Raw genomic sequence first — 13910 nt, 5'->3', positions numbered from 1 at the left:
CGGTTTCGGTGGATATCATCGAGATCTAAAACCTTAGAACCTAAGAAAAACAAAAGGGACAAATGAAATCTTCATTTGTCCCTTTTTCTATTCAACAGTCAACTAAGCTTAAATAGCTAAACCGTGAACAACTAGACCTTCAACTACTAGACCTTGAATTGATTCACCAATTTCTGTTGCTGTTGAGATAGTTGCTCGATTTCGCTGCCCACTTGCTCAGAAGCTGCAGCTTGTTCCAAAATTTTCGCACTTAAGTCGCGAATGTTAACCACACTTTGATTCACTTCACCGGAAACCGATTGCTGCTCTTCTGCTGCTCTCACGATCTGGCTATTCATATCGCTGATCTCTTCAATTGAAGTGAAAATCGAACCAAGATCTTCAACTGCATTTTGAACATGTAACGCAGTATCATTGGCTAAGATATTACCTTCTTGTATCGCTTCGACAACATCTTGAGTTCCCGCATGAACCTTGTCGATCACCGCTCTGATTTCACCAACCGATGATTGTGTACGACTTGCTAAGTTTCTTACCTCATCAGCTACAACAGCAAAACCTCGTCCTTGCTCACCCGCCCTCGCCGCTTCAATCGCCGCATTCAATGCTAGTAAGTTGGTTTGCTCAGAGATCCCTTCAATAACACTTAAGATTTCGGTGATGTTACCGTTATTTTTAGCTAACTCTTCAACAATAGGAACAGCGCTCGACATACGCTCCACCAGCTTTCTCATTTCTCCAGCTGAGAGTTCGATGACTTGTTGCCCTTGTCGAGCAGAACGGTTCGCTTCACAAGCAGCATCAACTGCAACTTCTGCATTTTGTACCACTAAGCCAGCAGTCTGAGTCATCTCTTCTGCAGCTGTTGCCACTAGATCGACTTCTTTAAATTGAGATTCACTGCTTTCACGTGTACTCGATGCTGATGCCTTAGCTTGACTTGTCGTACTCGCTACTTGCTCAGTGGTTTGAATCACTTCTTTAATCGTGTGCTGAAGCTTGTCTAAGAACAGGTTAAACCCTTGTGATAACTGACCAATTTCGTCTTGAGATTTCACTTCCAAACGCTGAGTCAAATCACCTTCACCAGAAGCGATATCATTGAGCCTTTCGACTACCTGTCGGATAGGCTTAACAATAGACAATGAAGAAAACGCGATAATAGCTAAACCAAAAAGAATAAAGATGACGCCTGCAATCACTTCCGTTTGGATGCCTTCGCTTACTTTAGTACTAATGATTGAATCCAATCGGTTAGCATCGGCAACTACACTCTCACGCGGGATCTCAAACAACACGCCCCAAGTTTGGTTTGCCGCGGTAACAGGAGCAAATGCGAGTAACCACTCACCATTCTCACTCCATTGAGTCGTCACTTCACCACCGAAGATAAAATCAGTCATTAAATCACTGTTGGTATTGTCACTTTGAAAGACCGAGCCGACTGCAATACTTGAGTCATCTGAAGCAATAACCGAACCGTCTAGGCTGACAACATAAACGGCACCAGCGCCATCAAATAAGCTTTGATCTGATTGCGTGACCACACTGGTCAAGCCATCTAACCTTAGGTCAATACCCAAGAAGCCAATAGCAACATCATCAACTAAGATAGGTACTGAAATTGAAGAGGTAAGTAATGCAGTACCACCGCTGTTCACGACTCGTGGAGTACTTATACACGTTTGCCCTGAAGACAAAGGACAATAAAAGCGTTCGCTATTGCTATCATCGCTCAAGATAGGTTCTGACAGAACGTTCGCTAGAACATTTTCGCCGTTATCCGCCACCTTCCAATAAGGAGCAAAACGACCTTTTTCATTAGATCCAACATAGTCCGCATCGACATAATTCGCATCTTCACCATCAAGTAAATCAGGTTGGAAAACTAAATATGCACCTTGAATAGAATCAAAGTTCAAAACTGAGCGACGAACCATTTCATCTAACGCAGTACGAAGCTCTTCACTTGGGGTAAAGTTTTCATCCGCATTGTTCTTTAGAAACTGAGCACTGGCTGCTAACATTTCTGCGCGGTAAACCGCTTCGTCTACATAGCGTTGGGTTTCTTGAGCATTAAGCTGAGAAACAGACGCCAACAACTGCTGAGTTTTATTGATAACTGATTCTGAGCTTTGAGATTTGATGACTTGTTGGTTACTGGTCGCGTTATAGATTGAAAAACCAATAAGAGACAGTGAAGTAATGATTAGACAGCAGCCTGCAAGCAGGGTGATTTTCCACTGTACCGATAGTGAGCGCATTTAATATCCTTATTTAAGCCAAAAGACTTCCATAACCGTAACTACCACATTGAGATGAATTGAAGAACACAATGTAAATAAGTTTGACGAATAGCTTAGCGGATAATTACAGCACAAATTGCTTATATATAAAACGAAAGTTTACATAAATGTTAATAGGCCGTGTCTTTTGCCTTTTTTCTGTGATTTCAACTAAATGTATTCACGCCATCATGGGCCATGTAACTATTGAACTAACACTTTAGGCATAACCATAGCATCGAAATTTCTAGGAAAAACATTCCCCCTTTTGATCTTTGAGAACACAGTAACTTCGGATTAGTTTTAATAATCCAAACTATAGATTTTTATCTTGATCAACTTCACACTTTTTGATTGCTAACTCGGCATTCAAGATCTAATATCTCGCGCCTAGATTCCCTGAACACTTTATTCATTTGGCTCTCCTCAAAGGAGCGCTAAGGCTTTTTACGTCTTTATTTTTTGGAGAGATACGCAAATGTCCGCCTCGTTTCCATTAGCGAAACTTACCTTTTTAATCGCTATTCTGACTGCCGTAGGTCAAATGACTCAAACGATGTACGTGCCTTCTATCGGTCATATGTCAGGTGAGTTCTTGGTTTCGGCGTCTTCACTCCAAGCAGTGATGGCGTGTTACTTGATCCCTTATGGTCTGTCGCAATTTGTCTACGGTCCACTTTCTGATCGCCTAGGTCGTAAACCGATCATCGTGATTGGTTTGATCATCTACATCATCGGCACTCTGGTGGCATTGTTCGCTCACGAGTATGAATGGTTCTTAGCGGGTAGCTTTATCCAAGGTTTGGGTATCGGTTGTGGCGGTGCGATGTCTCGTACATTGACTCGCGACTGTTTTGAAGGCGCTGAACTGCACCGTGCAAACAGCTTAATTAGCATGTGTGTGATTTTCTCACCATTGATGGCTCCTGTATTGGGTGGTTACCTAACAGAAGCTTTCGGCTGGCGTTCTAGCTACTTGTTCCTTGCGCTGTTTGGTATCGCCGTTGTGATTACCATGATGACGAGCATGATGGAAACACTACCGAAAGAACGACGCAAGCATGAATCAGTTGCCAACAGCTACAAATTCGTTCTGTCTGACAAACGTTTCCAAGGTTTCTTATTGGTATTAGTCGCAACCTTTGCTGGTGTAGCCGTATTTGAAGCAGCGGCAGGTGTGTTGCTTGGCGGCGTACTTGGCTTACCTGCAACCACAGTAAGCTTGTTGTTTGTCTTACCCATTCCAGGTTACTTAATCGGTGCAGGCCTATCTAGTTACATCGCACAACGTCGCAGTGAGCGCCGTGTACTGAATGTTGGTCTAGTTGCTATCTTGGTAGGCTCAACAGTGGTATTGATACCGGGTCTATTCGGTCAAACAACAGCATTAACTTTGATTGGCGGTGCAACGATTTACTTCTTAGGCGCTGGTATCTTATTTCCAGCAGCAACAACGGGAGCGCTTTCGCCATTCCCATTCCACGCAGGTACAGGGGGCGCGATCCTCGGTGGTATGCAAAATCTAGGTGCTGGCATCGCAACACTATTGGCATCGTTCTTCCCTGCTCAAGACCAACTGCCACTCGGTTGCTTGATGATTGCAATGTCATTCATCGCCATGCTTGGTTTACGTTGGGTTAATCGTAAACCTGACCACTCAAACGAAATGCCATTGGCTATCTAAAGTAAAACTCGAACCCTACCCAAACAACGAAGAGGGACATACTGAAAAGTGTGTCCCTTTTTTGTTTCGCATTTATTCCTTCCACTCTCACGTATCAGCAATTTCATTTAACATTACTTTGATTTTTTGAAAACAATAACAGACACTTACGCTGAAAGTGCATATCCAGAATCCAATTATAAATAACATCACTGGAAGAAACCTAACCAACAAAGGATGCTGGCATTAAAACGAGTAAGGTGCACACTAAGGATATAAAGATGCGTTTCGCTTTAACCACATTAGCCGTATCGGTCGCGCTTGTCGCCGGATGCAGCAATCAAGGAATAACAACCATGAACCACTACTCTCCATCGCAACTTGTCGCCCAGCAAACACAAGCTCCTGTTGCTAAGAAAGTCCCTCATGCAATGACGATTCATGGTGATACCCGAATCGACGATTACTACTGGATGCGCGATGATGAACGCCAAGACCCAGAGATCTTGAAACAACTTGAGCAAGAGAATCAGTACGCAGATACGGTGCTTAAACATACAGAAGCGGCACAAAAACAATTATTTGAAGAGATCAAAGGGCGAATCGCAAAAGACGACAATTCAGTACCGGTTCGCAAAGGCAGCTACTTCTATTCGAATGAAGTCACAGGTGACAACGAATACCCCGTTCACTTACGTGCAAAAGACTTTGCAGGCGCAGACAAGCAAATCATTTTAGACGTTAACGCACTGGCAAAAGAACATGAATTCTTCAGTGTTGGTGGCTTGACGATCAGTCCAAACGAAAACTTGTTGGCCTATGGCGAAGATACGCTTAGCCGCCGAATCTACACCATCAAGATTAAAGACCTCACGACAGGTGAATATCTGAAAGATGAAATTGAAGGTGCCTCGAGTGCAATTGCATGGCAAAACGACAACCAAGCCTTCTACTACATCAAGAAAGATCCACAAACATTGCTGGGTTACCAAGTTTTACGACATGTATTGGGCACATCTCAGACAAGCGATGAGCTAATCTACGAAGAAACCGACAGCGCTTACTACACCTCTTTGAGTAAAAGCAAAGACGGTGAACAGGTCTACATTTGGCACTCGAGCACTGAAACCAGTGGTGTTTCGATCATTGATGCCAACAACCCAAACGCGAAAGCAAAACCTTTCTACCCACGAGAGACTGGCATCGAGTACAGCATCGCTAAGCTAGATGATTGGTATTACATCGACACCAACTACCAAGCCGTCAACTTCCGTTTAATGAAAGTAAACACAGCAGACATGCATGACCGTTCAAAATGGGTCGACGTCATCCCAGCAGACGACGACACTCAACTTGTCGATTTCGAACTGTTTGATGACCATCTTGTTTACGAGCAACGTGCGAATGGCTTGTCTACAGTGAAAGTTCGCCAACTCTCAACAGGCAACGAGTTCCCACTTGAATTTAACGACACCGCATTTGCCGCTTACCTAACGAGTAACTATGAATTAGATAACTCAAAAGTTCGTATCTATTACAGCAGCTTAACTACGCCAGGTACTTACTATGATTTCGATCTAAGTACAGGTGAATCTGAGCTAATGAAGCAGACACCCGTATTAGGTGATTTCGAAGCGGATAACTACCAATCAGAGCGAATCATGGTAACGGCTCGCGATGGTCAACAAGTTCCTGTGTCTTTGGTTTATCGTAAAGATCTATTCAAGAAAGACGGTACAAACCCTATCTACCAATACGGCTACGGCTCTTACGGCCACACAATCGAACCAACCTTTGGATCGGCTCGCCTCAGCTTACTTGATCGCGGATTCGTTTATGCTATCGCACATATCCGAGGTTCAGAGATGCTTGGTCGCCCTTGGTATGAAGATGGCAAGAAACTGACCAAACAAAACACGTTCAACGACTTTATTGATGTAACCAAAGGGCTTGTTGAAGAAGGTTACGGTGCTAAGGATAAAGTATTTGCGGTAGGCGGGTCTGCTGGCGGCCTATTGATGGGCGCAATCGTCAACCAAGCACCAGAACTTTACCGTGGTATTGGTGCACATGTTCCGTTTGTAGACGTGGTGACGACTATGCTTGATGAATCGATTCCTCTCACCACAAACGAGTATGACGAATGGGGCAACCCCAACGATAAAACCTACTACGATTACATCCTAGGTTACTCACCATATGACAATGTGAAAGTTCAAAGCTACCCGAACATGTTAGTAACAACAGGCCTGCATGACTCACAAGTACAGTACTTTGAACCAATGAAGTGGGTGGCGAAACTGCGTGAAATGAAAACAGACAATAATGTGTTGTTGTTCAAAACCGATATGGAAGCTGGTCACGGCGGGGCTTCTGGTCGCTTCAAAAGATTGAAAGAAGACGCACTTGAATACGCGTTCTTTTTAGACTTACTAAAAACTCAGTAGACTCAGCGTAACTGTAGGTATTCACACAATTTAACGTCGCCATTTAGTCTTTATAAAGTGGCGACAGAAATTATTAAGCATGGTTAAATACGATTAACTATGAAATCCACCAAATCAAAAAACCTTTAAGAACAAGCAGCGACAAAGGTTTCCGAGAGGTATAAAAACAAATGAAAGTCATTAGCTTCAACATAAATGGCCTTAGAGCCCGTCTTCACCAACTGCAAGCTATTATCGATAAGCACCAACCCGACGTGATTGGTCTGCAAGAGATAAAAGTGCACGATGAAGCCTTCCCATTAGCCGATGTTGAAGCTATGGGTTACAAGGTTTACTTCCACGGCCAAAAAGCGCACTACGGTGTAGCAATGCTGTGTAAGCAAGAACCTATCTCTGTGCAGAAGGGGTTTCCTACTGACAATGAAGACCATCAAAAACGCATGATCATGGCGACGTTTGAAGATGAAAATGGTGAAAAGGTTACCGTACTAAATGGTTACTTCCCTCAAGGGGATAACATTAAGCATGAAACCAAATACCCGTACAAGCGTGAGTTCTACAAAGACTTAATGACGTACCTGAACGATTACCACAACAAAGATGAACAAGTGATCGTAATGGGCGACATTAATATCAGCCCTACCGATATTGATATCGGTATTGGTGAGCCTAATGCGAAACGTTGGTTGAAAACAGGTAAGTGTTCTTTCCAACCAGAAGAGCGCGAATGGTTGAAAACACTGATGGATTGGGGTTTTGTGGACAGCTTCCGTTTACTACACCCTGAAGTGAACGATCAATACTCGTGGTTTGATTACCGCTCAAAAGGCTTCGTAGACAACCGTGGTCTGCGTATTGATGTGGTCCTCGCAACTCAAAAGCTTGCTGACAAATGTACTGAAGCCGGTATCGACTACGAACTGCGTGGCATCGAAAAACCGTCAGATCACGCTCCGATTTGGTCGACGTTTAAATAAAATCCAAATTAAATTTCAAATCAAAAATGCACAAGCTTTTGTTTAGCTTGTGCATTTTTTTTACGTAGCTCAAATCCACTCAAAAAGCTTGAGATAGTTCACATTCTCGCCACTGCCCATCTATACTATTTGGACAACCAATGGAGAGAGTTTTGTATGGACGCAAAGCCTTGGGCAGGTATAAATCCAATTAATCTGCGTAGTTTACTTCCGATGATGGTGGTCAGCGGAGCGATCAGCGTATTGATGTTAGTCGTTCCCTTATTCAGCCTTCAAGTGTTTGATAGAGTCCTCTCAAGTCAAAGTTTAGATACGCTTCTATTCTTGGCTTTCATTGCTGTGTTCCTACTTACAGCCCAAGCGTTCCTTGACGCGTCTAGAGCCAAGTATGCACAAAAGAAAGCGATCAAATTTGAATTTATCGCGTCTCAGCAGCTATTTGAACAAACCTCCTTCTCATCAAAATCAAAAGAAAAGCATCTGTTCAACGATATAAGTGAGGTAAAGAGCCTGCTCTCTTCTCCTGCCTACTTTGTCATGTTTGATCTACCATTCACTCCCCTGTTTCTTATTATTATGTTTGCTATTCATCCATATATAGGATTAGTCGGTGTGGGTGCCGTTGTTTTTATTCTCATGACAACATTGCTTTCTCATTGGGTTAAATCTAAGCACTTTAAAACCACTTACTTAAGCCAGCTCGCAACACAAAGAAAAAACGACGAGTGCTTTCAAAAACACGCCACGATCTTTAGCCAACATCAGCAACAAGGTCTAAGTCAAACCTACCAAGAAATTTTGGCGGAAAAAAGCTGGTCTCGAAGCCATTTAGATCAAGCCACCTGTTCACTGAGTGCATTTTCTCGTTACATACGTATGGTCCTTCAACTCATCATCATGGCTGTCGGAGCAAGCCTAGTCATTCAAAATGCCATGTCTGCTGGTGGCATGATTGCGGGTTCAATCCTAATGGCGAGAGCACTCCAGCCAATTGAGATGCTTTCTAGTGGTATTCAAGCATGGAAAACTGGTTTGGATGCAAACAAACGCTTAGCTAAGGAATTTGCTTCTCATACTAAACATGCCGAGCGAACCGAGTTAGAAATCATTAAAGGTGATTTGGTCATCGACAACGTCACATGGTTCGCCTCTGAAAACCTTAACAAGCCAACTCTTAATGGTTTGAAGCTAAGACTGGAATCTGGAAATCGAGTTGCATTGATAGGCCCTAGCGGGTCAGGTAAGTCTTCCATCTGCAAAATGATCATTAACGGCATATCGCCCTCAAAAGGTGGTATTTCTATCGATGGACTCAATGTTGAGTTATGGAATCTAAATCAGTTCAAACACACCGTCGGTTATGTCCCTCAGCACATCGACTTTCTGCATGGCACTGTAAAACAAAATATCGCCCGATTTGATTCCAACGTTACGGATAGCCAAATCGTCAGATCCGCTATTCAAGCCGGTGTACATGACGCTGTTGTCGCCTTACCGAATGGATATGAAACGATTATCGGTTCTTTTGGTCATCAGTTATCTGGTGGACAAGCACAGAAACTTGCCATAGCAAGAGCATTGGTATTCTCACCCAAACTACTCGTGCTTGATGAGCCCGATTCACATCTCGACAAAGAAGGCGAAGAGTTTCTTGTTTCGCTATTACAATTGGCGAAAGAGAAATCCATTTCTGTCGTGATGGTAACGCATAACCCAAGCTTACTCAGACATGTCGATTGGGTTGTTGAATTGAAAAACGGCCAGATAACGCAAGCAGGCGAAGCGAGTAAAGTGGTCCGGTCGCTCTTCAATGTCGCTTCGTCGGAGGTGTCGAATGGCTAGTATTCATCATAACGACAAAGGTATTCACTTCGACGATGGTAGAAAACTGGTCTTTTCTACATTCAAAATACAGGTGTTTATCTGGTTAGTTCTTGTGAGCACTCTTGGTGGCTTTGCTGCTTGGGCATACTTAGCCCCGCTTTCTTCTGCTGCCATTGCACCAGGCGTAATTATCGTAGAATCAAAGCGAAAACCCATTCAGCACTTAGAAGGCGGGATTGTAGAAATCGTCCATGTTTCTGACGGCGACCATGTTCAAAAAGGCGAATTGCTCATCTCGTTAAGTCACACACAAGCTCAGGCATCGCTTCTAAGGCTAAGAGCTCAGTGGCAAAGTGATTTAGCGCGGCTGAACCGCTTACAATCAGAGTTAGCGAGTCATCAAGAGATTCAATTTGATATGAGATTACTCTCCCTTATGAGTGACCCAAACGTATCAAGCTTACTTGATACGCAGAGTAAGCTTTTCAGCAAAAGACAATCGTTAAAATCCGGTGAATCAGATGTGTTACAGCAAAAAGTGGAGCAATCAAAACTTGATCTGCAAGGCTTCCAACAACGATTCTTAGCCGGAAATCGAAGCCTGAAGTATTTAGAAGAACAGGTACAAATGCACCAAGATTTGCTTGTTTCCGGTAACACATCCAAATCTCGGTTATTGGATTTACAGCGAGAACGCTCTCAATTACAAGGTAACATTGCTGACCTCAAAGCTAGGATTGGACACGCCAAACGCACCATCGCCGAAGCGAAATTAGAGCTGATTAACGCAGATTATACTTACGCCAAAACTCTCGGCGAAGAGATACAAGATTTAGAACGAAAGCTGAATGAAACCAGAGAAGCAATGGTCAATGCTCAAGATATTCTTACCCGGGTTGAAATAAGAGCGCCTCAAAGTGGTGTGGTAGTTGGACTTAATGTGGTCTCCGAAAATGCCATTGTTCCACCCGGTGAAACCTTAATGGAATTGGTTCCGCAAAACGACGAGTTGATTGTAGAAGCGTTAGTGAAGCCAGAAGACATCGAAGCCTTACGAATTGGCTTGGATACCCAAGTAAGACTGACCGCATACAGTTTCCGTAAAACACCACCGATTCGTGGAAAATTAGTCCATATTTCGGCTGACCGCATTAGCGATCAAGCCACAGGATCTTCTGCTTACTTAGCGAGAGTATCGTTAGATAAGTCTGAGCTAGAAGCATTAGAAAACATCTCATTGTATCCGGGCATGCCCGCAGAAGTGATGATATTACTTGAGCAACAAACACCGCTCGAGTATCTACTCAACCCACTATCTGTAAGCGCCTATAAGGCAATGAGGGAAATTTAACCAAGCGCGAGAAGAAAAAGCCAAACTCATCGTGAGGTGAGGACGGAAAGCGACAGGTCTCTCACGAGATGGCTGAGCTGCCTCTTATATCAAACCGATATATCAGAGGATGATAGCAATGGCTATTCAATTAACAAATAATGTAACTGGAACATTAGCCCAAGAGGCCGGAAATAAGGTTGCTGTTCCAAGTCAAGACCAGTCCCAAAACGGTATCGACAACCCTATTATTCTTGGAGACACCAGTGACGATGCCATTAGAGCAGGGAAAGGAGACGATATTGTCAAAGCCAAAGACGGTGATGATTTTATAGCCTCTGGCCGCGGTTCAGATGCGATTTTGGCTGGTGACGGCAATGACGTTGTTGAATCATGGAATCACTCTATCAACGCAAAAGATGAATCAGGCACATTAAGTATGCCTGATTCTATTCGATCCCGAGATTCCGAGATCGTGAATAATGTCGATGATGTCATTGTGGCTGGTTCTGGTAATGATTACGTTGAAGGTGGTGGTAACAATGATGTGATCTACGGCGACAGAGGAGCCAAGGTCGCTGGGGACAATCTAATCACCAATGGTAATTTTCAAGTTGATCAATCAGATACTAGTGCTGGAGGGCCTGGTTTAGGTGGAAGTTGGGGAACCTACTCTTCATTTAACGGCTGGGAAGCAGACAACGACAACAATGGCGTCGATGGCACCCCCGAAGGATTAATGGAAGTTCAATTTCAAAGTGTTGGTGGCGCTCCATCCGGCGACCACCCTACCAGCAATGTACTTGAACTTGATTCTCATAACCATAATGGCATTGGCAGCGACCAAACGAATACGACAGCTTCTACCGTCTTCACTGTTGAGCCCGACGCAATTGGCCGTGGAGGTACATTCCAGTTAACTTTTGAATACGCTAATAGACATAAAGGCAGTGAAACTGATACTAGCCCTTTTCAAGTTCTAATTGATGGTGAGGTTGTGGCCGAATTCGATAACAACGGAATCGGTAATGAACATCAATGGTACACCGCAAAACTCAACGTTGATTTGACACCTGGAGACCACACCCTTTCTTTCAGAGCCACAGAAACAGATACTAGCGAAGATACTTACGGTGCTCTCATCGCTAATGTTGAAATGTATCAATACGAGGCTAACGACTTCTTAGTTGGTGATGGTACACCTCGTGACACAAATGGTAATTGGGATGAAACTTCCGTTTCCGGCGACGATTTGATCCGTGGTGGTAAAGGCGACGACATCATTATCGGCGATAACTTTAATCCTCTCTATTACGATGAACAGCAAGGCGAATTTTTCCTAGATTTTGACAATACCTACAGTGACGAAGACAGTAATAATGTCGTGCTCGACAACGATAACCTTTCAGCTTATGCCCCAGATGGCAGCGAAGCTGATGTCTCCGTATCTAATGGAGGAGTGAGCTCTGGTGGCACGGGTTATGGTGTGGCTGGTTTAGCTCAAAGTGGTGTGAGTGCTCAGATAGGACTCTCATATAACCAAGACGGAACAACAAACGGCTCTGAAATGTTGTCGGTTTCCGTTGATGAACATACCATGGCAGCGAAAGTCGGCATCTCCAATTTGTACCTAAATGAAGGAGGGAGCGGAGTCCATGAAACAGGACATTGGGCTGCTTATCGTGAAGGTATTCTTGTTGCTGAAGGCGACTTTACGGCTAACGATTTAGTGAAAGATGACTTTTCTGAAAGTACATCAAACAATAACGGTTTTCTTATCATTTCACCTGTAGATACAGGTTTTAAAGCATTTGATGAAATCCAATTCACTGCTGTAGGTGAAGCCTTCGATAAAAATAGTAACAATACCGCTGATGATTCCAGTGACTACTTCGTTACCTCTATCGACTCTTTAGAGTTGAGTGGTGATGGTACAGATTACCTCGTTGGTGGTCACGGCAATGATGTTATTCTGGGCGGTCACAACAGCAATGGTTCACTCGTCTTAAATGACGACGGTACTTACTCTCTCAATGATTACTCAGGAACTCTCTCAATCACTTTGGAAAGCTCAGAGGCAGGCTACAATAACTCATATGGTTATTATACTGTCGACGATCAAGGCGGTGTAAATATAGACGTTGTGTGGGGAGATGTTCACGCAGCACTAGATAATGCGGGTCAAGAGAAACCGAGCTTTGACGTATCTATCGACGACAGTATTGAAACGCTTGGCTTCTTTATTGTCCCTGACGGTGGTGATAAAGGCGTGACCGACGGCAGCAGTCTTTCTTTCAATGTCGAAGACCTCCAAAATGATTCATCAGTCCAAACTCTATCCAACACCAACCAAGATATCTCTGTCGTAGCCGGAGATAACCTTCAATCTGTTGTTTTCAATCTGCAGACTGATACGCCTCCGGGCTATAGCGGTGTTGCTGGTGAAGGTAACCAACACTTTAATGATAATCCAGGCAGTGGCGACAGTGACTTTGATGATGTAGTTACCACTGTTGAGCTAGAAGCTGACGTAGAAACACTACTCGGAGGTAAAGGTGATGATTGGTTAGATGGAGGCGCGGACAACGACCTAATTAAAGGTGGTAAAGGCGACGATACACTGATTGGAGGTAGTGGTGACGATGTCTTAAAAGGCGGCAAAGGTGATGATGTTCTTGCCGGCGGCGAAGGCGAAGATACCTTAAAAGGCGGTAAAGGCGATGACATTATCGATGGTGGTGAAGGCAGCGACATTATAAAAGCTGGCTCAGGTAATGACACCGTTATTTATGATGCTGACGACGCCTTGATACATGGTGGTAAAGGGTTCGATGTGCTTGTCGCCAATGACCCTGGTGGTGTCGATATCGACATGTCGAAGGGGTCAAACATCAATGGGTTTGAAGCAGTCATAGGGGGAGATTCAGCTAATGACAAACTGACTATTTCTCTAGGTAAAACCTTCAATCAAAACCATGACCTTGATGGTAATAGAGCAAAGAACGACGACCAAGTTGCTGAATTCTTTGCTTTGGGAATTGAAGATATCGACGCAAGTCATCTTCAAGGTTTCCAATACCAAACCGCAACATCAGTGACGCTAGACCAAGATATGCAAGATAAACTTGGACTCGATGGAACTGAAACGATTACCGCTTATAGCTTCACCAAAGGAGGCAAAGAAGTCATCATCTACACTGATGCATCCTTTGATGGTGATTTCATTGGCGTTAATGAAGTTTAATTACTTTTTGAACTAGTAAATCAGAAACAAAGTTAAAGGACTTATTACTTGTGTAATAAGTCCTTTTTGTTTCAAAGAGCTACTCAACTATTTGGAATGCAGTCCCTAAATAAAAACGGCGCTATAGAAGCGCCGTTTTT

7 protein-coding genes and 1 riboswitch are annotated in these 13910 nt (G+C 43.7%); of the genes, 6 read left to right on the top strand and 1 reads right to left on the bottom strand.

Annotated elements, in window-relative coordinates; all coding sequences use genetic code 11:
• Positions 1–146 precede the first annotated feature (146 nt).
• Complete coding sequence (locus L3V36_RS19090) at positions 147–2264, bottom strand: methyl-accepting chemotaxis protein (protein ID WP_017078152.1); 2118 nt, start codon at positions 2262–2264, stop codon at positions 147–149.
• 499 nt (positions 2265–2763) lie between these two features.
• On the opposite strand from L3V36_RS19090, the gene emrD reads away from it, so the two are divergent.
• The 6 genes from emrD (at position 2764) to L3V36_RS19060 (ending at position 13770) form a co-directional block, all read left to right on the top strand.
• Positions 2764–3969: a multidrug efflux MFS transporter EmrD gene (gene emrD / locus L3V36_RS19085; protein ID WP_029222513.1), complete on the top strand. Its 1206-nt coding sequence runs from the start codon at positions 2764–2766 to the stop codon at positions 3967–3969.
• Between the two features lie 335 nt (positions 3970–4304).
• A complete protein-coding gene (locus L3V36_RS19080) occupies positions 4305–6395 on the top strand; it encodes a S9 family peptidase (protein ID WP_208775294.1) in 2091 nt (696 codons plus the stop codon).
• Positions 6396–6565: 170 nt separating this feature from the next.
• Positions 6566–7372 carry an exodeoxyribonuclease III gene (gene xthA / locus L3V36_RS19075; RefSeq protein ID WP_017078150.1) on the top strand — a complete coding sequence of 269 codons (807 nt, stop codon included), beginning with the start codon at positions 6566–6568 and terminating at the stop codon, positions 7370–7372.
• A gap of 156 nt (positions 7373–7528) precedes the next feature.
• Entirely contained in the window at positions 7529–9214 is a 1686-nt protein-coding gene (locus L3V36_RS19070; protein WP_208775286.1) for an ATP-binding cassette domain-containing protein, read from the top strand.
• Complete coding sequence (locus L3V36_RS19065; protein ID WP_017095695.1) at positions 9207–10547, top strand: HlyD family type I secretion periplasmic adaptor subunit; 1341 nt, start codon at positions 9207–9209, stop codon at positions 10545–10547. Before L3V36_RS19070 ends, L3V36_RS19065 begins: the two co-directional genes overlap by 8 nt.
• Before the next feature lie 9 nt (positions 10548–10556).
• Positions 10557–10632: riboswitch (cyclic di-GMP riboswitch) on the top strand.
• A gap of 33 nt (positions 10633–10665) precedes the next feature.
• On the top strand, positions 10666–13770 hold the full coding sequence (locus L3V36_RS19060; RefSeq protein ID WP_017095696.1) for a hypothetical protein: 3105 nt from the start codon (positions 10666–10668) through the stop codon (positions 13768–13770).
• The last annotated feature ends 140 nt before the right edge of the window (positions 13771–13910 follow it).

It is taken from the genome of Vibrio sp. G-C-1 (genome assembly GCF_021728015.1).
Lineage (GTDB): Bacteria > Pseudomonadota > Gammaproteobacteria > Enterobacterales > Vibrionaceae > Vibrio > Vibrio splendidus.
This window is presented reverse-complemented; position numbering and strand designations above follow the sequence as displayed.